The organism is Cryptosporangium arvum DSM 44712 (assembly GCF_000585375.1).
GTDB lineage: Bacteria > Actinomycetota > Actinomycetes > Mycobacteriales > Cryptosporangiaceae > Cryptosporangium > Cryptosporangium arvum.
Genome location: NZ_KK073874.1, coordinates 107,934 through 134,416, shown reverse-complemented (window position 1 = coordinate 134,416; position 26,483 = coordinate 107,934). Strand labels below are relative to the sequence as shown.

General features: G+C 71.6%; 22 protein-coding genes, 2 tRNA genes, 1 pseudogene and 1 riboswitch. Of the genes and pseudogenes, 16 read left to right on the top strand and 9 right to left on the bottom strand.

All coding sequences use genetic code 11. The annotated features are described in order from the left end of the window. Positions 1 to 170 precede the first annotated feature (170 nt). The 9 genes and pseudogenes from CRYAR_RS00635 to CRYAR_RS00595 all read left to right on the top strand — a co-directional run bounded on the left by CRYAR_RS00635 (position 171) and on the right by CRYAR_RS00595 (position 7,311). On the top strand, positions 171 to 1,028 hold the full coding sequence (locus CRYAR_RS00635) for an NAD(P)-dependent oxidoreductase (protein ID WP_035847552.1): 858 nt from the start codon (positions 171 to 173) through the stop codon (positions 1,026 to 1,028). Beyond that, complete coding sequence (gene mug, locus CRYAR_RS00630) at positions 1,025 to 1,696, top strand: G/U mismatch-specific DNA glycosylase (RefSeq protein ID WP_035847550.1); 672 nt, start codon at positions 1,025 to 1,027, stop codon at positions 1,694 to 1,696. The genes CRYAR_RS00635 and mug overlap by 4 nt, the downstream gene beginning before the upstream one ends. Before the next feature lie 86 nt (positions 1,697 to 1,782). Continuing rightward, positions 1,783 to 1,977 (top strand): hypothetical protein, encoded by a 195-nt coding sequence (locus tag CRYAR_RS00625; protein WP_157017186.1) that lies wholly within the window; start codon positions 1,783 to 1,785, stop codon positions 1,975 to 1,977. A 39-nt stretch (positions 1,978 to 2,016) separates the two neighbouring features. Next, entirely contained in the window at positions 2,017 to 2,769 is a 753-nt protein-coding gene (locus CRYAR_RS00620) for an alpha/beta hydrolase (RefSeq protein ID WP_084699849.1), read from the top strand. Then, positions 2,756 to 3,592 carry an RNA polymerase subunit sigma-70 gene (locus CRYAR_RS00615; RefSeq protein WP_035847546.1) on the top strand — a complete coding sequence of 279 codons (837 nt, stop codon included), beginning with the start codon at positions 2,756 to 2,758 and terminating at the stop codon, positions 3,590 to 3,592. The genes CRYAR_RS00620 and CRYAR_RS00615 overlap by 14 nt, the downstream gene beginning before the upstream one ends. Positions 3,593 to 3,617: 25 nt before the next feature. Next, positions 3,618 to 4,003 (top strand): annotated as a pseudogene (locus tag CRYAR_RS50550) (ATP-binding protein). 64 nt (positions 4,004 to 4,067) lie between these two features. After that, a complete protein-coding gene (locus CRYAR_RS50545; protein WP_035847545.1) occupies positions 4,068 to 4,508 on the top strand; it encodes a MarR family winged helix-turn-helix transcriptional regulator in 441 nt (146 codons plus the stop codon). 75 nt (positions 4,509 to 4,583) lie between these two features. After that, positions 4,584 to 5,465, top strand: coding sequence for an NmrA/HSCARG family protein (locus CRYAR_RS00600; RefSeq protein ID WP_211247205.1), 882 nt, complete (start codon positions 4,584 to 4,586; stop codon positions 5,463 to 5,465). 1,165 nt (positions 5,466 to 6,630) lie between these two features. Continuing rightward, positions 6,631 to 7,311 (top strand): hypothetical protein, encoded by a 681-nt coding sequence (locus tag CRYAR_RS00595; protein ID WP_211247204.1) that lies wholly within the window; start codon positions 6,631 to 6,633, stop codon positions 7,309 to 7,311. A 238-nt stretch (positions 7,312 to 7,549) separates the two neighbouring features. Here the strand turns inward: CRYAR_RS00595 and CRYAR_RS00590 are convergent. After that, positions 7,550 to 7,622: transfer RNA gene (locus CRYAR_RS00590), tRNA-Arg, on the bottom strand. 104 nt (positions 7,623 to 7,726) lie between these two features. Between CRYAR_RS00590 and CRYAR_RS00585 the strand changes: the two genes are divergently transcribed. Next, entirely contained in the window at positions 7,727 to 8,359 is a 633-nt protein-coding gene (locus tag CRYAR_RS00585) for a LysE family translocator (RefSeq protein ID WP_035847542.1), read from the top strand. A 7-nt stretch (positions 8,360 to 8,366) separates the two neighbouring features. Here CRYAR_RS00585 and CRYAR_RS00580 read toward each other — a convergent pair whose 3' ends face one another. Beyond that, the gene (locus CRYAR_RS00580; RefSeq protein WP_084699845.1) at positions 8,367 to 8,975 is read right to left on the bottom strand and encodes a CGNR zinc finger domain-containing protein; all 609 of its coding nucleotides are present in this window, start codon (positions 8,973 to 8,975) and stop codon (positions 8,367 to 8,369) included. 38 nt (positions 8,976 to 9,013) lie between these two features. Here CRYAR_RS00580 and CRYAR_RS00575 point away from each other — a divergent pair, with 38 nt between their 5' ends. Then, a complete protein-coding gene (locus tag CRYAR_RS00575) occupies positions 9,014 to 10,228 on the top strand; it encodes an MFS transporter (protein ID WP_035847535.1) in 1,215 nt (404 codons plus the stop codon). A gap of 86 nt (positions 10,229 to 10,314) precedes the next feature. Here CRYAR_RS00575 and CRYAR_RS00570 read toward each other — a convergent pair. Continuing rightward, a tRNA-Ser gene (locus tag CRYAR_RS00570) sits at positions 10,315 to 10,405 on the bottom strand. An 869-nt stretch (positions 10,406 to 11,274) separates the two neighbouring features. On the opposite strand from CRYAR_RS00570, the gene CRYAR_RS00565 reads away from it, so the two are divergent. Continuing rightward, complete coding sequence (locus CRYAR_RS00565; protein WP_211247203.1) at positions 11,275 to 11,931, top strand: EcsC family protein; 657 nt, start codon at positions 11,275 to 11,277, stop codon at positions 11,929 to 11,931. A 51-nt stretch (positions 11,932 to 11,982) separates the two neighbouring features. Here CRYAR_RS00565 and CRYAR_RS00560 read toward each other — a convergent pair whose 3' ends face one another. Further along, entirely contained in the window at positions 11,983 to 13,770 is a 1,788-nt protein-coding gene (locus CRYAR_RS00560; RefSeq protein ID WP_245620361.1) for a Na+/H+ antiporter, read from the bottom strand. A 55-nt stretch (positions 13,771 to 13,825) separates the two neighbouring features. Between CRYAR_RS00560 and CRYAR_RS44790 the strand changes: the two genes are divergently transcribed. Beyond that, positions 13,826 to 14,083 carry a UBP-type zinc finger domain-containing protein gene (locus tag CRYAR_RS44790; protein WP_245620360.1) on the top strand — a complete coding sequence of 86 codons (258 nt, stop codon included), beginning with the start codon at positions 13,826 to 13,828 and terminating at the stop codon, positions 14,081 to 14,083. Positions 14,084 to 14,332: 249 nt separating this feature from the next. Next, positions 14,333 to 15,934 (top strand): enoyl-CoA hydratase-related protein, encoded by a 1,602-nt coding sequence (locus CRYAR_RS00550; RefSeq protein WP_211247202.1) that lies wholly within the window; start codon positions 14,333 to 14,335, stop codon positions 15,932 to 15,934. Between the two features lie 71 nt (positions 15,935 to 16,005). On the opposite strand, the gene CRYAR_RS00545 is transcribed toward CRYAR_RS00550, so the two are convergent. Genes CRYAR_RS00545 through CRYAR_RS00530 form a run of 4 tightly spaced genes read right to left on the bottom strand, consistent with a single transcriptional unit; the run spans position 16,006 to position 20,073 of the window. Continuing rightward, positions 16,006 to 16,368 (bottom strand): DUF3592 domain-containing protein, encoded by a 363-nt coding sequence (locus CRYAR_RS00545; protein WP_157017184.1) that lies wholly within the window; start codon positions 16,366 to 16,368, stop codon positions 16,006 to 16,008. Between the two features lie 56 nt (positions 16,369 to 16,424). After that, entirely contained in the window at positions 16,425 to 17,426 is a 1,002-nt protein-coding gene (locus CRYAR_RS00540) for an ABC transporter ATP-binding protein (protein ID WP_035847528.1), read from the bottom strand. Further along, positions 17,423 to 19,042 (bottom strand): ABC transporter permease, encoded by a 1,620-nt coding sequence (locus CRYAR_RS00535; protein WP_211247201.1) that lies wholly within the window; start codon positions 19,040 to 19,042, stop codon positions 17,423 to 17,425. The genes CRYAR_RS00540 and CRYAR_RS00535 overlap by 4 nt, the downstream gene beginning before the upstream one ends. After that, on the bottom strand, positions 19,018 to 20,073 hold the full coding sequence (locus CRYAR_RS00530; RefSeq protein ID WP_051571859.1) for a thiamine ABC transporter substrate-binding protein: 1,056 nt from the start codon (positions 20,071 to 20,073) through the stop codon (positions 19,018 to 19,020). The genes CRYAR_RS00535 and CRYAR_RS00530 overlap by 25 nt, the downstream gene beginning before the upstream one ends. Before the next feature lie 47 nt (positions 20,074 to 20,120). Continuing rightward, a riboswitch (TPP riboswitch) is annotated at positions 20,121 to 20,234 on the bottom strand. Between the two features lie 82 nt (positions 20,235 to 20,316). On the opposite strand from CRYAR_RS00530, the gene CRYAR_RS00525 reads away from it, so the two are divergent. Both CRYAR_RS00525 and CRYAR_RS00520 read left to right on the top strand, forming a co-directional pair. Further along, on the top strand, positions 20,317 to 22,008 hold the full coding sequence (locus CRYAR_RS00525) for a GTPase family protein (protein WP_211247200.1): 1,692 nt from the start codon (positions 20,317 to 20,319) through the stop codon (positions 22,006 to 22,008). After that, a complete protein-coding gene (locus CRYAR_RS00520) occupies positions 22,005 to 23,648 on the top strand; it encodes a GTPase (protein ID WP_051569538.1) in 1,644 nt (547 codons plus the stop codon). Before CRYAR_RS00525 ends, CRYAR_RS00520 begins: the two co-directional genes overlap by 4 nt. Here the strand turns inward: CRYAR_RS00520 and CRYAR_RS00515 are convergent. Then, positions 23,623 to 26,445 carry a S8 family serine peptidase gene (locus CRYAR_RS00515; protein WP_051569537.1) on the bottom strand — a complete coding sequence of 941 codons (2,823 nt, stop codon included), beginning with the start codon at positions 26,443 to 26,445 and terminating at the stop codon, positions 23,623 to 23,625. The two genes, CRYAR_RS00520 and CRYAR_RS00515, sit on opposite strands and share 26 nt — an antisense overlap. Positions 26,446 to 26,483: the final 38 nt, after the last annotated feature.

Here is a 26,483-nt window from a genome sequence, read left to right as displayed (position 1 = left end):
TTCGTCGGATACCCAGCGACCGTAAGGACCCGTCACGGCATCCGGAAGAACGCACTTTTTCGAAACTCAGTCACCTGAAGGTGCCCGTGACGGCCTGTCGTCGGTGCTCGGATCGCGGAACCATCGTTCGACAAGGGACTGCGCCCTGAAGCAGGGCCTAGATTCGAGGCATGGGACAAACGACTGTCGCGTTGCTCGGCACCGGAGCGATGGGCGCCGGAATGGCCAAGAACATCGCTGCCGCGGGGCTGCCCCTACGGGTCTGGAATCGCACCAGGGCGAGAGCGGAGCCACTAGCCGAAGTCGGCGCGGTGGTGGCCGACACCGCCGCCGCTGCTGCTGACGGCGCCGACGTCGTCGTGACGATGCAGTTCGACCTGGACTCGGTCGTCGAGGTGATCTCCGCGGCCGCGCCGGCGCCGGGGACGGTCTGGATCCAGTCGGCGACCGTCGGCATCGACGGTGCCGCCCAGCTGGCTGAACTGGCCGCCGAGCGTGGCCTGGTCTACGTGGACGCACCGGTGCTCGGCACCCGGAAGCCCGCCGAGGACGGCACGTTGGTCGTCCTGGCGTCCGGCCCCGACGACGCGCACGAGCGGTGCGCTCCGGTGTTCGACGCGATCGGCTCCCGCACGCTGTGGGTGGGCACGGCCGGGCAGGGTTCGCGGCTCAAGCTGGTCGCGAACCTCTGGGTGACGACCGCGACCGCAGCCACCGCCGAGGTGTTGTCGCTGGCGGGCGCGCTGGGGCTCGACCCGTCGCTGTTCTTCCGCGCGGTGGAGGGCGGCGGCACCGACATGCCGTACATCCACCTCAAGGGGGGCGCGATGCTCGGCGGCGATTTCGCCCCGTCGTTCACGGTGGAGGGCGCGGCCAAGGACACCCGGCTGATCGTCGAGGCCGCCGCGGAGAACGGGCTCGAGCTGCCGGTCGCGCGGGCCGTCGCCGGTCAGTTCGAGGCCTCGGTCGAAGCCGGCCACGCCGACCTGGACATGGCCGCGGCCTACTTGAACTATCGCGACAAGTGAGCGTCGCCCGCCCCGGCGGCCGGAACGACGATCGGCGGCCGACGCCCCGATCGGTCGCGGGCACGCGGCCGGAAGGCGGTTCCCGGCCGGAAGGGCCGGGAACCGCCAGCGGCCGCCCCCGCCGACCGACCAAGGCCGACCTGCAGGCCGCCTACGGGCAGCCGATCGCGGACACCGTCGGCCCCGGGCTGCGGGTGCTCTTCTGCGGCATCAACCCGAGCCTCTGGTCGGGCTGGAGCGGGCACCACTTCGCCCGTCCGGGCAACCGGTTCTGGCCGGCGCTGCACCGCTCCGGCTTCACCCCGCGGCAGCTGGATCCCTCCGAGTCCGACGCGCTGCTGGCACTGGACCTCGGCGTGACGAACCTCGTCAACCGAGCGACGGCCCGAGCCGACGAGCTGTCGCCCGAGGAGCTGCTGGCAGGCGGCGAACGCCTCGTCGCGACCGTCGACAAGTGGCGCCCGCGGTGGCTGGCGGTCGTGGGTGTGACCGCGTACCGGGCCGCGTTCGGCCGCAAGGACGCACGCATCGGTCCGCAGGCCGACGACCCGCTGTTCGCCCCCACCCGGGTGTGGGTCCTGCCGAATCCGAGCGGCCTCAACGCGCACTACGACCTGGCCGGGCTGGCAGCCGAATTCGAGCAGCTCAAAATAGCCGCCGAACGTTAGTTCCGGGTTTGGACCCCGCTTCCGTTAAGACCGTTCACGGACCTGTACGTTCTCCTCGTCCCCTTGGTTCGTGGAGGGTTTCGGAGATGCCGATTTCTGTCGTGCTCCGGGGAGGCCCCGTCCGGGAGCGGGTCGTGGACCTGCCGGTGGACGAGGCCCCGGAGTTGTTGCCCATTCAGACGACGTCCGGCGAGACGCCGTACCGACGCACCGGTGCGCGCGACAAGCAGGGCCGCCGCGTCTACGAGCCGGCCCGGCTCATCGATCGTCTGATGGCCTGACCCGATTCCTTTCGCGGTCGCGCGCGGGTCTATCCCGGCATGACTGATGTGAACCGGCAGCTTTGGCAGGAACGCGCGACCGGCGACGTGAGCCGACCGTGGGAGTCGTTGTCCACCGAGCCTTCCGGGCTCCGCGAGGAACTGTGGCTACGCCCCGCGGGCGCCGACGACGACCGGGTGCTGCTCGCCATCCACGGGGGCGGCTTCGTCAGCGGCTCGATCGCCACCCACCGCCGGATGTTCGGCCACCTCGCGCTCGCGGCCGGCATCTCGACGCTGGTGGTGGAGTACGGGCTGGTGCCGGATCACGTGTACCCGGCGCAGCTCGACCAGGTGAGCGAGGCCTACCGTCGGTTGGCCGGTCGCCGCGTCGCCCTGGTGGGCGACTCCTGCGGGGCCACGCTGGCGCTCGGGGTGGCTCAGCGCGGCCCTGCTCCGACCGCGATGGTGCTGTTCTCGCCGTGGGTCGACCTGGCGATCACGGGAGCCAGCTACGACACCCCGACCGACCCGTTCTTCACCCGCGAACTGTGCCGCGGCCTGGCGTCCGCCTACCTGGCCGGCGCCTCCCCGGAGCCGCTCGACGTCAGCCGGCTCCCACCCACGTACGTGCAGGTCGGCGGCGACGAAGCACTGCTCGACGACGCTCGGCTCCTGGCGCGTTCGTCGCCTGACGTCGAGCTCGACGAGTTCCCCGGACAGCTGCACACGTTCCAGATGGCGGTGGGCAGTTCGCCGGTCGCCGACGAGGCGATCGCCCGGGCGGGAAAGTGGCTCCGTGAGCGACTTTGAGGCAGCCACCGGCGCGTTCCGACGGGAACTCACCGCGCACTGTTACCGCATGCTGGGTTCCTGGGACGAGGCCGAGGACGCCGTCCAGGAGACCTACCTGCGTGCCTGGCGCGGCTGGGCCGCGTTCGAGCACCGGGCGTCGGCACGCACCTGGCTGCACCGGATCGCCACGAACGTCGCGCTGTCCGCGCTGGACGGTCGCCGCCGCCGGGCGCTCCCGTCCGGCCTCGACGCGGACGAACCAGAGGCCGGCTGGATCCAGCCGTCCTCCGACGACATGCGCCTGGCGCTCATCGCCGGCCTGCAGACGCTGACGCCGAGCCAACGGGCCGTGCTGCTCCTCCGCGACGTGCTCGCGTTCCCTACACCCGACGTCGCGGAGATGCTCGGGCTGACACCCGGCGCGGTGAAGAGCGCGCTGCAGCGGGCCCGAGCGCGTCTGGCGCGGACGGCGCCCCTGCGCGACGACGTGGTCGAGCCACGCAGCCCGCAGGCCCGCCGCCAACTGGACGCCTACCTCAACGCGTTCCGGTCAGCCGACGTCGCCGGCCTCACCGAGGTGCTCCGCGAAGATCTCGTCCTGGAGGTCATGCCTGGCCGCGCCTGGTTCAACGGCCTCCGGGAGTGCCTTCCGGTGCTCGTCGAAGGGGTGGGCCGACCGGGCGAATGGCGCATGGAACCGACGATCGCCAACGGCCAGCCGGCCGCGCGCGTCCACCGATTCGGCGAGCCGGCCGGCGTCGTCGTGCTGGACTGCCGCCGGGACGGCATCGCCAGGATCTCGGTCTTCGGCGACCCGACCCTGGTGGCCCGGTTCACCTAGGCGCTCGGCGTTAGCATCGGCGCTCGTGATCGTATGGATCAACGGCACCCACGGCGCCGGCAAGACGACTACCGGCGCGCTCGTGCAGCAGCTGATCCCCGGCTCCCGCGTGTTCGACGCCGAGAAGGTCGGCGCGACCCTCATGGACATCACTGGCGCGAGATCAGCGACGGCCTCGCGCGCGGTTCGATCCCGGTTCGTCATTTTGTCCTCCACGCCGACCAGGAGACTCTCCGGCGGCGCATCGCCGGGGACATGGTTCTCGGCCCCAACTCCCCGTTCCGCCTCAAACACCTGGAGCCCTACGCCCACGCGGCCCGCACGTGGCTACCCGGCGCGGCCGAGTTCGTCGACACCACGCACCTCACGCCGGCCGACGCTGCCCGGCGGATCGCCGATGCCGTCAGGTGAGCGGCGTGGTCGGCGACCCGCGACGAGTAGGCTGATCGTTCGTCATCGGACGGCGGAGGCTGGCGTGGAGTATGGCGACAAGCTCTTCTGGCTCTCGGTTCTGATCCAACGCAAGTACGCGCAGATCTGCGCCGAGTTCGACCTGACCCCCTCGCAGGCCACGCTGCTCTGCGCGGTCCGGAACGAGCCGCGGCAGATGGCCTACCTCGCCGCGTCGCTGGGCATGACCAAGAACGCGTTGAGCCAGCTGGTCGATCGCACCGCGCGGCGGGAACTGGTCGGCCGGGAAAGTTCGGCGCAGGACCGACGGGTCGTCATGCTCAGTGCGACGCCCACGGGGAAGGTGCTCGGCGAGGCCATTTACGCCGAGGTCTCCAAGCGCCTGCCCGAAATCGCGAGGAACCTCGACCCCGACGACCAGCGCGACTTCGAGCGCGTGGCCACCGCCGTCGTCGACACCTCGGATCTCTCTCCGACCACCTCGGATCAGCCCATCACACAGTAATACACCCGTACCTTGACGATGTTCATGGCGTGAACTAATTTAGTTCATGCCATGAACTAGTGAAGGGTGGCAACGATGAGCACTGTCACGATCGCGGTCTTCGGCGCGACGGGGAATCAGGGCGGGGCGGTGGTCGACGCGCTGCTGGACCACGAGGCGCGGGTGCGGGCTTTGGTCCGCGACCCGCAGTCCGATCGGGCTCAGGCGCTGGCCGCCCGCGGCGTCGAGCTGGCGGTCGTCCGCGCGGACGACCCGGCGTCACTGGCCGCCGCACTGACGGCGGTCGAAGGGTTCTACTTCATGACCCCGGAGGCGAACAGCCTCGAGGAGATCGAGGTGGAGATCCGCATCGGTACCGCGCTCGTCGACGCGGCGGCCGACGCGAGCGTCCCGCACGTCGTGTTCAACTCGGTCTTCGGAGCGGACCGGGAGACGGGTGTGCCGCACCACGACTCGAAGCACTGGGTCGAGGAGTACCTGAGGAAGTCCGGCCTGAGGGCCACGATGGTTCGCCCGACGGCCTTCATGGAGAACTTCACGAGCGTGATGGCACCGAGCCTGGAGCACGGGGAGATCGTGCTGAGGCTGCCGCTGCCGGAGGACGTCGCCCTGAAGATGATCTCGATCAGGGACATCGGCCGGGTCGCCGCCGCGCTCCTGCTCGGCACCGCAGAGGCGCCCGGTGGAGCCGTCGAACTCGTCGGCGACGAGCTGACGGGCCCCCGGATCGCCGCGGCGTTCGGCGCGCGCGCCGGGCTCCCGGCCCGGTACGAGGCCCTCCCGTTGAGCGTGCTCCCCAACGAGTTCGACCAGGCGATGTTCCGCCAGTTCGCGGAGGCGGCGGAACACCCCTCGGACCTCGCGGTGGTGCGCTCGATCGAGCCGGCCACCCTGGACCTGGCCGAGTGGATCCGGGCCACCAGCTGGACCGCGCCCACGAACGCGGCTGGTTCCTGATCCTCCGGCCACGATGAATGCCCCGCGATCGTGCCCACGGTCTCCTCCGGGCGGCCCAGGGCCACCACACCGGCGTCTGGACCCGTAGGGCGGATGGCCGGAACAGGCGTAACCGCGCCATGAGCAGGACCACGCCGGACCGGTGATCGCACCGCGCCGGTTGGAACCGCTCGCGCGTGACGAGCCTCACGCGGTCCCTGCGTGATCAGCTCGGACCGGCACAGGTGCTCCGGACCCGCTCATGCCGCCTCCCCAACCGCGCCGCCGCAGACCGACAGCGACCGCGTTCGTCTCGCCGGGGCAGGGCGACCGATCCGGCGCATCGCGGCATTCGCCCCGGGCGAGCGCGCCAGCCTGATGCCTCGGCCACAGGCACCGGCTCACAGCGCGGCGACTTGCTCGGACCGCGCTGGGCCAACGTCGACCTCGAACGGCGCGTCTCACGCGCGGCGGCCCCGGCTGGCGCGCCACCGTCGGCCTGCCTTACGGCGGGACGGTCGGCGATGTCGTGGAGAAACGGCCGGCGGTCGCGTCCGGGCTCGACCTAGCGCTCGGCCAGGTGTGGCCCGAGCGCGTGACGGAGTTCTTCGAGTCGTCGCCACCACCGATGACCAGAACGCCAGCCGAGAGGGCTGGACCGGGCTGATGCTGAGCGCACCTTCCAGTTGAAGCACTGAGCCGGCCGGCGAAAACTCGATCGAGTGACGAAGCGCCTCCGGTTCAGGGCCTCGGTCAGGGAATTCCCCGATGGCACGATCCGCCGTACAGCCCACAGTAGACGAGTGCTCGGCTCTAGGTCAGTGGCGAACCCAGTTGCGTCCTACCAGCTCGGAGCCCCACGGCATCCGACCGAGGTTGAACCCGGAGGTGTCGACCCTTCGGCCCACCACCCTCGACCTCGGCTCGTAGCGGCGTATCCCGCCGCTCCAGCAATCTGCTCCACATCATCGGAGTGGACCACCAAAGAGGACTCCGAAACCAATTCCGACCATTCCTGCGCCAACGAATGGCGTGGTGTTGTACCGATCATCCGACCGCAACGAAGGGGTGAGAGATGGAGTCACCGCCCAACCCCGCTGCCGCGTTGGACTCCCGGCCCGTGCCCGTGAGCGCGGCAGCGGCAACGACGGGGCCCACCCCGACCCGAGCGCTCCGAGAGCGGGTCGTGGGCGCGACGGCGATCGCGTTGGCAGCATCGGTGGCGATCCAGAACGCGGTGGTGCTCTGGGCCGGAGCGCCGAGCTACGCGGACCCGATCAACGAGGTGCTCGCCTTCCACGCGGAGCACCGGGTCGCGGTCGCGATCGCAGTCGGCCTGGAGGCGCTGAACTTGCCGCTGCTGCTCGGGTTCCTGACCGGTCTCCACGGGCTCGTCGAGCGCCGCGGGCGTGCGGGCACAGACTGGTCGCGCCTCGCGGTGGCCGCAGGCGCGACCCTCTCGGCAGTCTTTGCGGTCTACGCCGTCCTGTGGAACGGTGTCGTGCTGTCCGCCGGCGAGCTCGCCGCGCCGAGCCCGGAGTTCGAGCTCACCTGGCAATTGCATGCAGCAGCCTTCGCGCTGGCGCTGCCGGCGCTCGGCACCACCTTCATCGGCGCTGCGCTGGCGGCGCATGCGAGCCGGCTGACGCCGCCGTGGCAGCGTCTGCTCGCGGTGGCCGGGGGAGGTCTGCTGCTCATCGCCGGGGCGGCCAGCCTCGCGATCGCGGACGGCTCAGCGCTCCTCTTCGTGGGGATGCCCGGCTACGCCGCCTGGCTCGTGTGGCTGCTTGCGACCGGCACGCGGCTGGTGCGCGCTCGAACAGCTGACGGTCCTGACGACGCACCGACCTCCGACAAGGAGGAATGACGGGAACCGACATCGAGGCAGCTGCGGTCGCCGCAGCGCTGGTGGCGTTCGCCGAGGGTGCGATAGCCGATGCCGCGCTCAAGCTCGAGAAACGCACCGAAGCGGCGCCCCGACCGTGTCACCCACTGCCGGCCTGGGCGTTCCGATCCACGGTCAAACGACGGTCACGCAACAGAAAGCCCGACTCCCCGGTGGAGGGGAATCGGGCCCTGACCTGCATTTTTGTCTCAACCAGACGCGCGCTCGGAGGGACTCGAACCCCCAACCTCTTGATCCGTAGTCAAGTGCTCTATCCGTTGAGCTACGAGCGCTGGCCGTACGGGTCGAAAGCATAGCGCAGGCTCGAGAGTGCTGCTGACAGCCCCCTGCCGTAACTCCCTAGAGAGGAACCGCCCTCCTGTCCTACCGTGGCCGGATGGTCCCGATGTCGCACTTGGCCGCCTTCGCCGTCACCGCGTTGATCATCATCGTCATCCCCGGTCCGAGCGTCCTGTTCGTCGTCGGTCGTTCGCTGTCGCTGGGCCGGCGAGGAGGGCTGATGAGTGTGCTCGGAAACACGTTGGGCATGCTGCCGCAGATCGCCGCCGTGTCGCTCGGCGTCGGAGCGGTCGTCGCGGAGTCCGTGCTGCTGTTCCAGCTGCTCAAGCTCGCCGGTGCGGGCTATCTCGTCTACCTGGGCGTCCAGGCCATCCGGCACCGGAACGACGTCACCACCGCGGAGCCGACCGCACCGCAGCCGACCGGGCGGCTGATCCGGCAGGGCTTCCTGGTCGGGGTGACCAACCCGAAGTCGATCGTGCTCTTCGCCGCGGTACTGCCGCAGTTCACCGACCACGCCGTCGGCAGCGTGCCGCTGCAGATCGCCGTGCTGGGGCTGATGGTGGTGGCGATCGGCACCGTCAACGACACCCTGTGGGCGGTGGCCGCCGCGACCGCCCGCCAGTGGTTCGCCCGCTCGAAGGAGCGCATCAGCCGCCTGGGTGCGGCGGGCGGCGTCATGATGATCGGTCTCGGCGCCACGCTCGCGTTCACCGGAGCCAAAGAGTGAAACCGCTTTAGGTGGTAGCTCGGCGACGCGCCGTCAAGCGCCGGGATTTCGCCCGTACGCCGCAGTCCTCCATCGCGCACCAGCGACGCGACCCGTTCTTGCTGCGGTCCAGGAAGAGCCACCCGCACCCGCCCTGATCGAGCGGGCACGCGCGGAGCTGCCGGGGTTCCACCGTGCGCAGGAGCTCCACCGCCGCGGTGACGAGCCGGTCCTGCACCAGCGTGGCCGGGTTCGTGCCGACGTCGAGGTACACGGGCTCGCCCGGTCGCAGCACCAACCCCGACCGCGCGGTCGCCGCCGACCACCGCACTCCGAGCGCGTCGAGCTGCGGTGAGGCGTCCGCCCGGACACCGAGCACGGCGAGTAAGACGTCGTACGTCGCTTCCCGTACCTCGACCGAAGCATGTAGTGCCTGCGAGCCGGCCGCCGTCGACGCGCCCCAGGCCACGCGGACCTGCTCCGCCTCCGGCTCCTCGAGCAACCCGACGCGCACACCCCACGCGAGCAGCTCCGCCGGGGTGTTCAGGTGCTCGCGGAAATCGGTCGCACCGGGCACCCGCGGCTCGACGGTGTTGACGAGGTCGAGCGCGACGTGCCCTCCCACGATTCGAATCATGTGTTTACGCTACCACTGAAACGTGTTACACCGGATACATGACGAAGGCAATCAGCGCCCTGATCGCACTGTCCTTCTCGACTTTCGTGTACGTGACGGTGGAGTCCATGCCCATCGGGCTGATGCCACTGATGTCCCGCGACCTCGACGTGTCCCCGTCAGCGGTGGGGATGCTGGTGACCGCGTACGGGTTCGTGGTGGTCGCGACGTCCGTTCCACTCGCGGCGGTGACCCGGCGATGGCCCCCGAAACGGGTGCTCGTCGTGCTGCTCGCTCTGCTCGTCGTCACGACGCTGGTGTCCGCGCTGGCCACGGCGTACTGGGTGCTGCTCGGGGCCCGCCTGCTCACGGCGCTGAGCCAGGCGCTGTTCTGGTCGATCGTCACGCCGACCGCCGCCGCCCTGTTCTCCGAACGTCTCCGCGGCCGCGCGGTGTCGGCCCTGTCCGGCGGTAGCTCGCTCGCCGCGGTGCTGGGCGTACCGATCGGCGCGTGGCTGGGTCAGCAGGCCGGCTGGCCGATCGCGTTCCTCGCGGTGAGCGTCCTCAGCCTGGTGTTGCTCGTTTCGGTGGCGCTCCTCCTCCCGCTCTCCCCGGCGTCGGCTTCCTCCGCGGCCCGCGGCACCGAACCCGACGCCGGCCGGTTCTGGGTGATCATGGGCTCCACCGCCCTGGTGGTGACCGGCTCGTTCGTCGCGTTCACGTACATCACCGAGTACCTGACCGACGTCAACGGCTTCGCCCCGGAAACGATCGGCCCGTTGCTCTTCGTCCGCGGCATCGCCGGCGTGATCGGCGTCGCGATCGTGGGGCTGGTCGTCGACCGCGGAGTCTGGCCCACGATGGTGGCGATGGTGGTTCTGCAGGCGGTAGCCCTCACCCTGCACTACTTCTCGGGCGACGCCACGAGCGTGGCCGTCGTCGCCGTCGCGCTGGGCGGGTTGGCGCTGACGGGCTGGGCGGCCGCGCTCGGAGTGCGGGTCTTGCAGGTGGCACCGGGCGCGTCGGTGTTGGCGTCGGCGGGAACGTCGACCGCGTTCAACCTCGGCATCACCGCTGGAGCGCTGCTAGGTGGTGTTCTTCTGCCGATTGTCGGGGTGCACAGCACGGCCTTGCTCGGCGCCTTGCTGACACTCTGCGCGCTGGCGTTGCTCCTGGCCGAACCAGCGTTGTCCTCAGCGAGGCGCTCCTCTAGGGGCCGTTCATCAGCTCGGCACGGAGCCGCTGTCAAAGGGCTCCGCGAACTGGCACGGTGACGGTGTCCATCGATCGCAGCTGGGCGGATGCGCCCCGAACGCGAAACAGCCCGCATACGCCGGAGCGCATACGGGCTGGTTGGGAGCGGAGGCTGAGGGATTTGAACCCTCGATGGGGGGTAAACCCCAAACCGCATTAGCAGTGCGGCGCCATAGACCGGACTAGGCGAAGCCTCCCCGGGGGCCTGGCAGGCCACCGAGGTCAGAGAATACAGGGACCGGATCACGCGGGGCAAAGCAGTACGTGGGTGCGCGCGGCGGGAAGTGCGAGCGGTGGCTCGACCTGGGTACGTACGCTCGTAAGTGCTATGGACGACACCCCGCGCCGCCCTGAGCCCGCTGCCCCCGACGCCACCCGTGTGCTGCCCGAGTCCGAGGGGCCGCAGCCGCTCGATGCGACGAAGATGCTGCCTGTGGACGAGGTGCCTACGGTTCCTCGGTCGTCCGCACCTACGCGGGTGCTGCCTGTCGACGACCGGACACCGCCGCTTCCCCCGCAGGCTCCGACCCCTCCGCAGGCTCCGGCGACGGATGCCACCGAGCCCATGGACTCGGTGGCGGCGACGACTGAGCAAGGCGCCGAAGCGGAGTCGCCGAGCGAGGTTGCGTCTCCGGGCGCCACACCGACGCGGGTCCGGGTGGCTCATGCGCCGACGGCTCCGGTGTTCGAGTCGAGCCCGACAGAGCCTGCCCCGGGTACCGCTCAGGCGCCGGAGCGGGGTGAGCGCAAGGTGAACGAGGGCGCCGTCCCCAGTGCTCCGTCCTGGGGTGCCGGCGCCGAGGCCGAGACCGCTCTGATGGTGAACCCCACACCGCCCGCCCCGGCAGCGGCATCTGCGCCGGCAGCGCCCTCCGACTCCGCGGCGCCACTCCCTCCGGAAGCGCCACCCGCTGCGGGATCCGCGGCCCCCACCAACCCGGCCGGCCGACCCACCTCGGCGGACGACATCGCGGCCGTCCCGGCCGGCATGACGCTCGACGCTGCTGAAGCCTCCGCCGGGGCCGGCGAAACCCCCAGCGCACTCCCTCCCAACCTCCTGGCCCGCATGAAGAACGACCCCTCCCACGCCCCGGAACACCTCGTGCTCGCGGCCGTCGACAAGTTCGGGCCGGAGGCTGCGCTGTGGATGGCTCGGACCCGGGCCGCTCACCCGTACGTGCCCGACCACGTGTGGGTACCGGTGATCCGCACGCGGTTCGTGCGGCTGAGCCGCTACTCCGGGGCCGCGGCCGGCGCGGCCGGGGCGGTCGGCGCGGTGTTCGACGTCGGGGTGCTGGCGTGGAACCAGGCTCGGATGGTGCTGCACATCGCCGCTGCGCTCGGGTACGACCCGACGCATCCGGACCGGGCCGCGGAGCTGCTCGTCATCCGCGGGTTGCAGACGAAGCTCGACGCCGCTCGCACCGCCGTCGAGGTGGCTCGTCGGCAGCAGGAGCCTTCGGCGTTGGCGCAGCACCTGCCGGAGCGGGTGCGTAATTTCGGGTCCGGGGCCGGTCGGGCCTACACCGAGTTGGCGTGGCAGCTCGCGCGCATGGCCGGGCTCGCTGCGGCGAAGAAGATGGCGATGAAGTTCGTGCCGTTCGCCGGTGTGCCGCTGGGGGCGATCGCGAACTCGTCGGCGACGAAGAAGCTCGCTCAGGACGCCGTCAACTACTACTCGGCGCACCGCCAGCCGCTCGCGCTCCCGCCCGCTCCCGAGTGACCACCCCCGAATCGGGGTCATCTCCGCGGAAATGACCCCGATTCGGTGCGGTCACTCCGGGTTGGTCCCGTCCGCCGCCGCAGCCGGCGACGCCGTCGGGTCAGCCACCCCACGCCGATCCCCGGCCGCCCCACCACCAGCGCCCTCAGCCGGCGCCTCCGAATCACCGGAAGACCCCGAAGAACCACCGGAAGACCCCGAAGAATCACCGGAAGTCACCGGCGGCTTGTGCCCCTTCGGCTCCGGATCCTCACCGTGCCGATCCAGCATCGTCTCCTCGAGATCCAACTCCCGCACCATCTCGCGCATCACTTCGTCGTCCAGCTCCCCCACTTGCCGCAAGCGCATGAACGTCTCCCGCTGCGCCTGCAGCATCTCCTGCCGGAGCCGCCGGAATGCCGCCCCCGGCGTCTCCTTGCCCCCGTGCGACAGCCCTCCACCGAGCCGCTCCCACGCACTGTTCGCCCGGTATTCGGAGTAGTGGCGGAGCAAGCCGACGACCTGATCGGACGGCGGATGTGGCGCGGAAGAGACAAGCGAGTCCAACCGCTCGGTCGCCGCCCGCGCGGCCTGGTGCTGCGCGTTGGCCTCGGCGAGCCGGTCGCTCATGTCGTCGGTGCCACCGACCCCGAGCCGCCGGATCAACCCGGGCAGCGTCAGCCCTTGGATCACCAGCGTCCCGAACACGACCACGAACGTCAGCCACAGGATCAGCCCTCGCGCCGGGAAGTCGTGAGCGAGCGCGAACGCCGCCGCCAACGAGACGACGCCACGCATCCCCGCCCACGACGAAACCGTCGGCGTCGGCCAGTACGGCGAGGGTGTCCGGGCCCGCACGGCGGGAGAGAAGAACCGAATCAGGTACGACGACGAGAACACCCAGATGAACCGTCCGGCGATCGTCACCAGGAGCACGGCCAACGACCACCACGCCACCGACGCGACGTTCTGCCCTTCGAGCTCGGCGATGACCGCGGGCAGCTGCAGACCGATCAGCGCGAACACGATCGATTCCAGGACGAAGTCGATGACCTCCCAGCTCGACTCGGCCTGCAGCCGGGCCTGGGGGGACGTGTCGGTCGCGGTGTTGCCGAGGTACAGGCCGGTGATGACGACGGCCAGCACACCGGACGCGTGGACGCTCTCCGCCGCCAGGTAGACCGCGAACGGCACGACCAGGTTCAGCGTGTTCTCCAGCACCGCCGAGGTGACCCGCCGCCGCACCTCGCGCAGCAGGAACCCGAACAGCCCGCCGAGTACGACGCCGCCGCCGGCCGCGGCCACGAAGATGCCGCCGCCTTCGAGCAGCGTGATGCCACCGGCCGCGGCCGCTACCGCCGCCCGGTACGCGGTCAGCGCGGTGGCGTCGTTCACCAGGCTCTCGCCCTGCAGCACCTGCAGGTACCGCCGCTGCATGCCGAGCTCGCGTCCCACCGCGGTGGCCGCGACGGCGTCCGGCGGCGCGATGATCGCTCCCAGCGCGAAGGCCGCGGCGAGCGGCATCGACGGGATGAGCCAGTACGCGACGAGCGCCACCAGCACGGTGCTGAACAGCGTGTACCCGACCGACATCAACAGGATCGGTCGCTTGTTGAGCCGGAATCCGCGCGACGAGCTCCGCCACGCCGCCGAGTAGAGCAGCGGCGGCAGGAACAACGCGAGGATGATCTCGGGGTTCAGCGTGTAGTCGGGGATGCCCGGCAGGTAGGACACTGCCAGGCCCACCAGCACGAGCAGGATCGGGGGTGAGATCCGGAGCTTGCGCGCCGCCCCGGCGACGGTCGCAGCACCGATGATCAACCCGAACACTGCCATCAGGTCTGTGGTCTCGAAATGCACGCCCACCATCGTGCACGCCGACCGGGAACAATGGAGACGCGATCAAGGAGGCACATTGGCAATCTGCACACATATCGCCGAATCGAAAGAGACCGCCCCCCGGGCGAACGGCTGCGAAGAGTGTCTCAAGGTTGGCGGGCGCTGGGTCCACCTGCGCACTTGCCAAGAATGCGGACATGTCGGCTGTTGCGACTCGTCGCCGGGCAAGCACGCGAGCGGCCACTTCCACGACGAGAAGCACCCCGTGGTTCAGTCGGCCGAGCCGGGCGAGAGTTGGAAATGGTGCTTCGTCGACGAGGTGCTGGCGCCCTGAACTACCGGCGTTAATTAGTGCGAAGGGGGCGTTGCCGCAGGTCAGGGCAGCGCCCCCCACGGCATCGGACAACAGTGCACACTAGCCCGCATGCGTAGTCTTCTGCTTACTTTCCGTAGAAGAAGCAACAGTCGCCCGCCACGCCGAGAAGAACAATCCCCGCAGTCGTTACGGATCCTGCTGCTCGTCTCCTCGTTCAACGGGCTGACGCAGCGCGTCTGGTGCGAACTGCGGGACCGCGGTCACACCGTGGCCGTCGAATTCGCCCGCGACGCGGAGTCGATCGCCGACGCGGCTCGGCGCGCCGACCCGCACCTGATCCTCTGCCCGTTCCTCAAGGAACGCGTCCCCACCGAAGTCTGGCAAAAATGGACCACGGTGATCATCCACCCAGGTCCGGTGGGTGATCGAGGCCCGTCCAGCCTCGACTGGGCAGTCACCGAGGGAAAGCGCGCGTGGGGCGTGACCGCGCTCCAGGCCGTCGAGGAGATGGACGCCGGCCCGGTCTGGGCCAGCCGGACGTTCCCCCTCCCCAAAGACCCGCCCACGAAGTCCGCGCTGTACAACGGCCCGGTAGCCGACGCGGCGATGAGCTGCGTCGACGAACTCCTCACCAAGCTCGCGACCACCGACTTCCGCCCCACGCCCCCGGAGCAACTGGCCAAGACCGTCGTGCGCCCGACGATGCGCCAGACCGACCGCGCGTTCTCGTGGAGCGACCCCGCCGAGGCCATCGTCCGGAAGATCCGCGCCGCCGACGGTGCGCCGGGCGTGCGCACCGAGATCGCCGGCGTCGCGGTCTGGGCGTTCGACGCGTACGTGGGTCCGTCCCGGTCGGACCCACCCGGCTCGGTCGTCGCGTCCCGCGACGGTGCGGTCCTCGTCGCGGCCGGCACCGGTAGCGTCTGGCTGGGGCATCTGAAAGCCCTGGGCGACGCCGAGCGCAGCGTGAAGTTGCCCGCCACCGTCGTTCTCGACGGGCACCTTCCGAGCACGTCGAAGTCGCCGAACGACCCCGGCCCCGGACGGGTCCATTACGTGCGCCGGGACGACGTCGGCTACGTGGTGCTGGACTGCTACAACGGCGCGCTCTCCACCGAGGCGTGCAACCAGGCCCTGCACGCGCTGCGTCACGCGGCCCGGCAGGACACCACCGCGATCGTGTTGCGTGGGGGAAGCGGTCCGTTCTGCAACGGCATCCATCTCAATCGCATCGAGGCCGCCGCGAACCCGGCCGCCGAGGCCTGGGCGAACATCACCGCGATCAACGACGTCTGTCGTGAGCTGGTGAACTGTCGCGGGCAGGTGACGATCGCCGCGTTCAGCGGCAACGCGGGCGCCGGCGGGGTGATGTTGCCGCTCGGTGCGGATCTGGTCGTGGCGCGCGAGGGGGTCGTGCTGAACCCGTTCTACGAGATGGGGCTGACCGGGTCGGAGCTGCACACCTACACGCTGCCGAGGCGGGTCGGCCCCGACGCGGCGAAGCGGCTGCTCAGCGAGAAGCTGCCGGTCGGTACGGCCCAGGCGAAGAAGCTCGGGCTCGTCGACGAGATCGGGCCGCGGGACCTCGCCGCGTTCGGCGGATGGCTGCACGACGTCGCGCGTCGTTATCGTGATCGGACGCTGCGCGAGCGCACGCTGCGGCACAAGGTCGACGTCCTCGAGCGGGACCTCAGCGCGAAGCCGCTGGACGCCTACGAGGCGCGTGAGCTCGGCGAGATGGCCCAGGACATGTTCGACGACCGGCAGGGCTTCGACGCCGCCCGCCGAGCGTTCGTCCAGAAGAGGGCGCCCGAGCGCACCCCGACCCGCCTGGCCCTGCACCGGGCCCCGGGCTTCGTCCGGAGCTGAACACGCGGATGGCCCGGCGCGCACCGCGCCGGGCTGGATGCGGCCGCCGTATGGGACCTAGACGACGACGTTCATGCGGGCCGCTGGACCGCAGCCAGCGTGGCTTCCCAGTCGATCGCGACCGCGCCGGGGTTCGCCGGCAGCACCCGGACGGCCACCTGCGCGCCGGGGAACGTCAGCGGCACCGCGGCCGGCGGCACCGGGTTTCCGATCCGAACCTCGTACGCCTCGGCGTCGGAACGGGTCACGTTGAGTACGAACTCGTACAAGCTGGCCCCGTACGGGCTCCGCATGCCGAGCGAGCCGCTCGCCACGATCGTCGCCTCCGCGGGCTCACCGGTCTCCAGCAGCTCAGCGGTGCTCGGCCCGCTTGCGTGATCGGATGGCAACTCATCCTCGGTGTCGTTCACGTGCTGTTCAGCGAATGGTCCCATGACCACGGACGGTACAAACGATGCCGGGTTATGTCGCCGGAACTGACGCGCACCCGTCACTCGGACGAATTGCGCGGAAGAACGACGGTCTGAGCCGGGTCGAGGCGGACTGACACGGTCTCGCCGACCGCGGGCGCGGTCGCCGCCGGACAGTGGGCCTCCAGCGAGGGCGCGTCGCCGATCTTCACCAGCACGTCGACGCGCTCACCTGCGAAAGTAGCGACCTCGACCACCCCGGTGACGTCGTCCGCCTCGGTCGAGAGCAGCACACCGGCGGGCCGGACGAGAACGGGGTGCGAGCCGTCGGCGGCGGCTACCGCGACCGTTCCCCACGGCGTGTCCGCCACCCCGTCACGAACCACCGCCGGAGCCACGTTCGTGAACCCGAGGAACCGCGCGACGAACTCGGAGGCCGGCTGCTCCCAGACCTCGCGGGGCGTGCCCACCTGGGCGATCCGGCCGCCGGCCATCACGACGACGCGGTCCGCCAGCGCGAACGCCTCACGCTGATCGTGCGTGACCGCCAGAACCGTGGTGCCGAGACGCACGAACAGCCGCCGCAGCTCCACGACCAGGCGCTCGCGCAGTTCCCGGTCGAGCTGTCCCAGCGGCTCGTCGAGCATCAGCAGTTTCGGCGACGGGGCGAGCGCACGGGCCAGCGCCACCCGCTGCTGCTCGCCGCCCGAGAGCGTGACCACCGCACGGGGCCCCACGTCCGGCAGCCCCACCAGGGAGAGCAGCGACGCCACGTCCGCACGCGTGTTGCCGAAGCGGATGTTCCCGGCCACGTCCTTGTGCGTGAACAACGCGTGGTCCTGGAACATCAGCCCGACGCCCCGCCGGTGCGGCGGCACCCTGGTCACGTCGACGCCGTCGAGCACCACCCGCCCGGCCGACGGTTCCTGCAGCCCCGCGATCACCCGCAGCAGCGTCGACTTCCCGCTCCCGCTCGGTCCGAGCACGGCGACCACCTCGTGCTCCGCGACCTCCAGCTCGACGTCGACCAAGGCCGGAAAAGCCCCGAACCGGACGGACACCCCGGACACCGACAGACTCACAACTCTCCCCCCGCTCCGGCCGGCCGCAGCCGGTCGAGCGCGATCAGACTGGCCGCGCACAGCACCATCAGAATCGTGGCCAGCGCCATGGCCTGACCACCGTTGACCTCACCCGGGCGCCCCAGCAGCTGGGCGATCGCGACCGGAATCGTCGGGTTGTCGGCGCGGGCGATGAACACGGTCGCACCGAACTCCCCGAGCGAGATCGCGAACGCGAACCCGGCCGCCGCCGCCAGCGACCGCCACACCAGCGGCAGATCCACCCGCCACCACACCCGCCCCGGTGGTGTGCCGAGCACCGCGGCGGCCTCCCGGAGCCGGTCGTCGATCGCCCGGAGCACCGGCAGCACGGCGCGGACGACGAACGGCACCGCCACCAGCGCCTGTGCGAACGGCACGAGTAGAGCCGAGTCACGCAGGTCGAGCGGCGGCTCGTCGAGCGCGACCAGGAACCCGAAACCGACGGTCACGGCCGACGTGCCCAGCGGCAACATCAGCAGCAGACCGAACGCACCACGCAGCCGGCCCGGGCGGGTCAGCACGACCGCGGCACAGAGACCGACCACGAGGGCCAGCAGCGTCGCGGTCACCGCGTACCGCAGCGACGTGCCGACCGTCTCCAGCGCCGGCGCGGGCAGAACGCTCGACGCGTCCGACGAGGTCAACGCCCGCCAGTACGTCAGGGAGTACCCGTCCGACGTCGCGAACGACCGCTCTACCAGCACCGCCAACGGCGTCAACAGCAACCCCACCAGCACGATGAGGTTGACGCCGACGAACGCCCACTCGCCGAAGCCCCGCGGTGACCGGGGCGACGCCGGCACCAGTCGCGCCGCCCGCTGCCGACCGGTCAGCACGGCATCCACGGCCAGCAGCACGGCCACGGCGACGAACTGCACCATCGACAGCACCGCGGCGCCGGACAGGTCCAGCTGGTAGACCGTGCGCCGGTAGATCTCCACTTCGAGCGTCGCGTACGACGGCCCGCCGAGGATCTGCACGATCCCGAACGACGTGAACGTGAACAGGAACACCACCGTCGACGCCGCGGCGATCGCGGGTCGTAGCGCCGGCAGCGTCACCCGCACGAACGCCCGGAGGCGGGACGCGCCGAGCACCCGGGCCGCCTCCACCGAGCGCCGGTCGAGCTGGGCCCAGACGCTGCCGACGATCCGCACCACGACCGCGTAGTTGAAGAACACGTGCGCGGCCAGGATCGCCCAGACCGTGCGGTCCAGTTCGACGCCGAGCAACCCGTCCGGCCCGATCAACGCGAGGAAGGCCGCCCCCACCACCACCGTCGGCAGCACGAACGGGACCGTCACCAGCGCGCGGATCAGAGCGCTGCCCGGGAGCCGGAACCGGGCCAGCACGGCCGCGCCCGGCATGGCCACGACGAGCGTCAGCACGGTCGAGGCCACGGCCTGCCAGACCGTGAACCACAGCACCCCGCGGACGTCGCCGAGGCTGCCGCGCGGCACCCCGGGGATCGGGTCCCCGAACCCCAGGCCGATCGCCACCAGCGTTCCGACCGGGTAGACGAAGAAGATCCCGAGGAACGCCAGCGGGACGAGGGCGAGGAGGCGGGTTCTCAGCGGAGCACCGTCTGCGTCCACTCGTCGATCCACGGCTCACGGTTCTTCGTGATCTGGTCGGCGGGGAGCGTCAGCGGCTTGGTCGGGAGCGCCGCGTACTTGGTGAACTCGGCCGGCAGCGGTGTACCGGTCACCGAAGGCCACACGAACATCTGCAGCGGCACGTCCTTCTGGAACGCCGGGGACAGCAGGAAGTCGAGCAGCTTCTTGCCACCGGTCGGGTTGGCCGCACCGTCGAGCAGGCCCGCGTACTCGACCTGACGGAAGCAGGTGTCGGTGACCACACCGGACGGCGCGTCCTTCGGCTTCTTCTCCGCGTAGACGACCTCGGCCGGCGGGCTGGACGCGTACGAGACGACGAGCGGCCGGTCGCCCTTGCCCTGCGAGCCGACCGTGAAGCGCTGCTGGTAGGCCTCCTCCCAGCCGTCGACGACCAGGGCCCCGTTGGCCTTGAGCTTCTCCCAGTACGACTTCCAGCCGCTCTCACCCTGCACCGCGATGCTGCCGAGCACGAACGCCAGCCCGGGCGACGACGTCGCCGGGTTCTCCACGACCAGCAGGTTCTTGTACTCGGGTTTGATCAGGTCGGCGTAGCTCGCCGGCGGCTGCACGCCCTTCTTCGTGAACCACGCCTTGTCGTAGTTGACGCACACGTCGCCGTAGTCGACGGCGCTCGCCTTCCCGTCGGTGCCCTGCTGCAGCGCGGTGGGAACGTTGCCGACACCGGCCGGCTCGTAGGGCGCGAACACGCCAGCGCCCACGGCCCGCGACAGGAACGTGTTGTCGACGCCGAACAGCACGTCGCCCTGCGGGTTGCCCTTGCTGAGCACGGCTTTGTTGACGACCGCGCCGGCGTCGCCGCTGCGCAGGATCTTGACCGTGAGGCCGCTCTGCTTCTGGAACGCGGCCAGGACTTCGTCGCTGACCGCGAACGACTCGTGGGTGACGAGAGTGACCGTCTTCGAGTCGGTGGCCGCCTTGTCGGACGACGACGAACAGGCTGCGACGGCGGCGGTCAACAGGACAGCAGCCAGTAAACGAGGGGCACGCATCCGGTTACCTCCGGACTCGAGCACCGGGAATGAGCCTTCGGGCGTGGTCCGGCGAGCCGCCGGTTCTCCCTCCGCTGGCATTACCCAGAGCAGGTTCGACGGGTCGGTGACGCGGTGGCCACCCTCTCAGCCCGGCTGCCCGAGCTCCCCGACGGACGACTGGCGTCCGCGTCGACAAGCGTAGCCCGCTGTGGTTGAGCCGGTCGCGGAGCGGTCACTACCTCGGACATGGATGGTCCGCGGTTGGCTGAAGCGCTCGAAGCGCTGCGCACGTCGGTGACCGCGGTCCGACTCGATCTGGCGGTGACCGACGCCGAGGCCGCGCGCCGGTCGCGGTCGGAGTTCGTCGGTCAGGTCGACGACTACCTGCTACCGAGGTTGCGCCAGCTGGACGCCCCGATGCTGGTGGCGGTCGGGGGGTCCACCGGCGCCGGCAAGTCGACGCTCGTCAACACGCTGGTCGGGGCGGAGGTGACGAAGGCGGGCTGGCTACGGCCCACCACGCGCGCCCCGGTCCTGGTGTGCAATCCGGACGACGTCAGCTGGTTCGAAACCGACCGGATCCTTCCGGGGCTGTCCCGGACGACCGGCCCCGAGGCCGTGAACTCCCTCCGGCTGGTGCCCCACCCGTCGGTGCCACCGGGGCTCGCGCTGCTGGATCCCCCCGACATCGACTCGGTCGTGGCCGAGAACCGCGACCTGGCCGGGCAGCTCCTCGCCGCCGCCGACCTGTGGATCTTCGTCACCACTGCGGCGCGCTACGCCGACGCCGTCCCCTGGGACCTGCTGCACACCGCGGCCCAGCGCACGATCGCACTCGCGGTCGTGCTCAACCGCGTCCCGCCGGAGGGCATCGGCGAGATCAGCGACCACCTCCGCTCGATGCTGGCCGAGGAACGTCTCGGCGAGGCGGCGCTGTTCGCGATCCCGGAGGTCGAGCTGACCGGGAAACGCATCCCCGACCAGGCGATCGCACCGATGCGCACCTGGCTCGACGGGCTGGCCGCCGACGCCGGAGCCCGGGACCAGGTGATCCGCACGACGCTCACCGGGGCGCTCTCCAGCCTGCACGATCGTGTCACCGGCCTGGCCGACCACCTCGACGACCAGGTCCGCGCCGCCGCCGAGCTGCGCGGTACCGCGCTCGAGCGGTACCGGACCGCGCTCACCGGCGTCGACGACGGCGTCCGCAGCGGCACCGTGCTCCGCGGCGAGGTGCTGGCCCGCTGGCAGGAGTTCGTCGGCACCGGCCAGTTCACGCGGAACCTCGAGGCACGGATCGGCCAGCTGCGTGACCGCGTCACGTCGTTCTTCACCGGCCGGCCGCCCGCGGCCGAAGCGGTCGGGCACGCGGTCGAGAGCAACCTGCACGCGCTGGTGCGGGCCGCGTCGGACCAGGCCGCCGAGCAGACCACGGAACTGTGGCGGTCCCGCCCGGCCGGGCGCGCGCTGCTCACCGACGGCTTGCACCGCTCGTCGGCCGAGTTCGGCCCCCGGCTGGAGCACGAGATCCGGGCCTGGCAGGAACGCGTGCTCGACCTGGTCCGCGAGGAGGGCGGCCACCGGCGGAGCGTCGCGCGGCTGACGTCGTTCGGTGTCAACGGCGCCGGGCTGGTGCTGATGCTCGCGGTCTTCGCCCAGACCGCCGGTCTGTCAGGGCTCGAGGTGGTGGTCGCGGGCGGGACGTCGGCGGTCAGCCAGAAGGTGCTGGAGGCGATCTTCGGCGACGCCGCCGTGCGCACGCTCGCGGCCCGAGCCCGCGACGACCTGCTGGACACCGTCGAGAAGTTGCTCACCGACGAACGGCAGCGGTTCGACGCGCTCGTGGACGCCGTCGCACCCGCCACCGACCAGGTGACGGCACTGCGCTCCGCGCTGGCCGAGTTCGAGTCCGCGCTGCGTTCGTACCTGCGGCAGCCGGGGCTGGTGCGATGACGCTGCTGGCACGGGCTACCGACGAATCGGGGCTGAGCCGTCGGCTGAGCGCACTCGACCGGGTGGTGGAGCTCGGCGCCGACCGGCTCGATCCGGCGGTGCTGGCGACCGCGGGCGCGTTGTCGGGCAAGGCCGCCGAGCGGCTGCGGCTGGGCGCGGAGCACACCGTCGTCGCGCTCGCCGGCACCACCGGGAGCGGCAAGTCGTCGCTGTTCAACGCGCTCGTCGGAGTCGACGTCGCGGCCACCGGGCTGCGCCGCCCGGTCACGTCGACGGCGCAGGCCGCGGTGTGGAACCCCGACGGCGCCGCGCCGCTGCTGGACTGGCTGGGCGTGAAGCGTCGGCACCACCTGGGTGACGAGGGCGCCGACGCGCTCTCCGGCCTCGTGCTGCTCGACCTGCCCGACGTCGACTCGGTGCAGGTGGACCACCGGCTCGAGGTGGACCGCCTGGTGAAGCTCGTCGACCTGCTCGTCTGGGTCGTCGACCCGCAGAAATACGCGGACTCCGCCCTGCACGACCGGTACCTCCAGCCGCTGCGGACGCACGCCGACATCACGGTCGTCGCGTTCAACCAGATCGACCGGGTACCGCCGGCGCGGCGCGACGAGGTGCTGGCCGATCTGCGCGGCCTGCTCGAACGGGAAGGCCTGGGAGGCGTCCCGGTGCTGCCGGTCTCGGCACGGACGTCCGACGGGCTGCCGGCGCTGCGGACCCGCCTGGCCGACGCGGTGGCCGCGCACGAGGCGTCGGTACGGCGGTTGAACGCCGACCTGCGTGCCCTCGCGGACGAGTTGGGCCCGACGTGCGGACCGTCGGCGACACCCGCGGTGGAGCGGGCCGACCGGGCGGCCGTGGTCGGTGCGCTGACCGAGGCCTCGGGCGCCGACGCGGTCGCGCTGGCGGTCGCGCGGACACATCGCAGCCGCACCAGAGCCGCGACCGGCTGGCCGATGACCCGCTGGCTGGCGCGTGTGCGCCCGAGCGCGGCGACGCGACTGGGGCTGCCCGGCGCGCGGCTCTCCCCCGGCGAAGCCGAGGACGAACTGGTCCGCACCGCGCTCCCGGGTCCTTCCGCGGTGCAGCAGGCCCGGGTGGACACCGCGCTGCGCAACCTCGTCGACCGGACCACGGCCGGCCTGCCCCAGCCGTGGCCGAGCGTGCTCACCCGCGCCGCGACCGGCCGCCGGGACCAGCTCCCCGACCTGCTCGACCGGGCCGTGGCCGGCGCCGACCTCGGCCTCGGACGCCGCCCGCGCTGGTGGGGTGTGGTGCGCCTGCTGCAGAACGTGCTGGCGCTGGTCGCGGTCGCGGGGGTGGGGTGGCTTCTCGGGCTCTTCCTGCTCGATTGGTTCCGACTGCCCGAACCGCCGTTGCCGGACGTCGACGTGTGGGAGTGGCGGATCCCCGTGCCGACCGGAATGCTGCTCGGCGGGGTGCTCGTCGGTCTGGTCCTCGGTTTCCTGAGCGCCCGGCTGGGCGCGCTCGGCGCACGGCGTCAGGCGGCCAAAGCGCGTAAGCGGATCCGCGCCCGGGTGGAGCAGGTGGCCACGGACGCGGTGCTCGAGCCGGTGAGCGCGGAGCTGAGCGCGCGCTCCGAACTCTGCGCGGCGATCAGTCAGCTGCGGGGGCGTCGGTGAAGACCCGGTCGACGGCGCTGACGAGCGTCGTCGCCTCTCCGGTGCCGCCGTCGGACCAGCGGATCTGACCGAGCCAGCGGCCGGGGCCCTCGGCCGGCACGCCGGACAGGCGCAGCGGCGTCCCCGCGTTCACCGACCGCTCGGCGGCCGGCTCGCCGTCGTCGATGACGTAGGAGTCCAGGCGGACCGGTAGCGCTCCGGTGCCGGGCGCGTCCACCAGCTGGACGTAGACGTCGTACCGCCCGGCTTCCGGTGCCGGCAGGTCGATCCGTTCGTCCGCGGCCGGGCCACCGCTGCGGCCCACCCGCTTGCCGTCGCGGTAGACGAAGACGTCCACGTCCGTGCCGACCGGGTAGTCGAGGGCGTCGGTCGCGAACCGCGCCAGCGCGGTGTCCGACGGCACCGTGACGGTGAAGCGCGCGACGCGGTCGGAGGCCTTCGGCGCGGCCGAGGAGAACCGGGCCCGCTCGCCCGTCACGCGCAACCGGGTGGTGTGCCCGACGGCGGGCACGGGGCCGGCGATGCGTGCGCTCAACCGCCCGGTGAAGCCGGGCACGACGGTCAGCGAGTTGCCGAGTTCGACGCTCGACGGAGCAGCCACGACGACCGGTGTCACGGCGACCGGGACCCGCACCGGGTGCACGCCGTCGGACCAGGTGATCGAGCCCGCCGCGAGCTGGTCGTAGGGGGCGGAGACGCGGTGCACGGTCACCGTGAACGAGGCGGTCGCGCCGGGCTCCAGCGTCAGCTCGGCCGGGGAGACGGCGACGTCCACCCCGGGCGGCTCGTCCACCCGGGCGACGTACCGGGCGGTGCCGGAGCCGACGTTCGTCACGGTCCGGCGGACGGTACGCACGCCGGCCAGCGAACCGAGCACGACCGACGCGGTGTTCTGCGCGCTGTACGGAGCGGTCGCCGCGGCCGAGGAGTCGAAGAGCAGGCCCGGGTCGAGGGCCCGGTCGACCGCGAGCGCGCCGGCGCCGTACTCGGCCGGACCTGCGGTCTCGCCGCCGGACGTACTGATCCGGTTGTCGCCGCCGGTCGCGCTGGTCAGCAACGCGGACTTCACCGCCGCCGGCGACCAGCGCGGGTGCGCTCCACGCAGCAGCGCGGCCGCGCCCGAGACCTGCGCGGTGGCCACCGACGTACCGGACCGCAGCCCGAACATCGCTCCGTCGCGGGCCGGGGACACCGCCGCGACGACGTCGACGCCGGGCGCCATCAGGTCGGGCGCGAGCGCGTCGCCGTCCGGGCCACGCGAGGAGAACTCCGCCACCTCCGGGCGGGGGGCTCCGCTCGGGCGCATCCGGGCCGGTTCGAATGCGGCGCTGGCCCGCGGGTCACGCAGGTAGTCGCGCAGCTTCGCGGTGGCCCGCACGTCGACGTTCACGGTCGGCACCGCGTGCCGATCGGCGGTGAGCTCGTCGGCGTCGTCGTTCGCGAGCACCATTCCGGCGCCACCGGCCCGCTCGACCTCCGCGCTCTTGTCGGCGCGCCCGTTGCCGCCGCGGAGGCACACCACGATCCGGCCGCGGATCTTCCCAGGGTCGAGCGAACCCTCCCGGCACTGGCCGCCGGGCACCACCGGCCGGGCCGGGACCCCGGCGCCGAGGCCCGCTCCGTTCAGCCGTGTGCCGTCCCCGAGCCGCACCACCGCGACCGGAGCCCGGTCGTGCGTGCCGGCCGCGACGCTCGTCAGCCAGGGCTTGCCGTGCGCGGTGCGGGTGCTGGGTCCGTCGTTCCCGGCCGAGGCGGCGACGAACACGCCGGCCTGGGCGGCCCGGTAGAGCGACGACGCGAGCGGGTCGTCGGCCGGCGAACCTCCGGACGCACCGTCGACCGCCACGTTGAGCACGTCGACGCCGTCCGCGACCGCCTGGTCGATCGCCGCCACGGTGTCGGACTCCGCGCACGTCGGCTCTCCGTCGACCTGCCAGCACGCCTTGTAGGCCGCGATCCGGGCGGCCGGTGCGACGCCGGACACCGCTCCGAGCTCATGCGGCCCGAACTTCGCAGTGACGTCCGCGGCGCCGGCGGCCACTGCGGCGGCGTGGGTGCCGTGCCCGTCGTGGTCGGCCGGTGACCGGGGCTCGCCGGCGTCCGGCGTCAGCCCGTTGAGGTACCACCGGGCTCCGACGAGCGCGCCCCGGCACCGGAAGTCCTTGACGACCCGACCGGCGTCGCAGGTGCCCCGATAGCGGGGTGCGGCCGGCCGCGGGTTCGTGAAACTCGGGTGCGCGGACCAGATACCGGAGTCCACGAAGCCGATCACCGTGCCCGCGCCCGCCCGCGCGGGCCCGTCGAGCCGCTCCCACGCCCCGGTCGGTCCGGGTAGCCCGAGGAACTCGGTGGTTCCGGCCGGTTCCAGCCCGTCCAGCGTGCGGACGCTGTCCCGGGTGACCGACCGAACCCCCGGGAGCCGCCGCGCGGCCGCCACCTGGTCGGGTGTGAGAGCGGCCGCGAAGCCGTTGAACGTCCACCGGTACGCGTAGGCCGTGCGCACCCCGGGCAGTTGCTTCAGCACCGCACGGAGCTGTTGGTCCAGGTAGGCGCGGTAACGACGAACGGCAACGGAGTCGACGCCGAGGCGCTGCCCACGTCGGGGACGCGTGCCGTCCAGCACCCCGTCAGGCACCGACCGGCCGCCCGGATAGGCGGCGATCGGTGCATCGACGAGTTGGACGAGGTGCATGACCGCGGGCTCGTCGGGCGTGGCCGACGGAGCCGCGAGCGCGCCGGAGGGGATCGCCAGTCCGAGCGCCAGACCGGCCGAGGTGAACCCGACCGGGCGCCGCACGCCGGCCCGAGTCGCGGTTCTCGCGGATCGATGCCGGC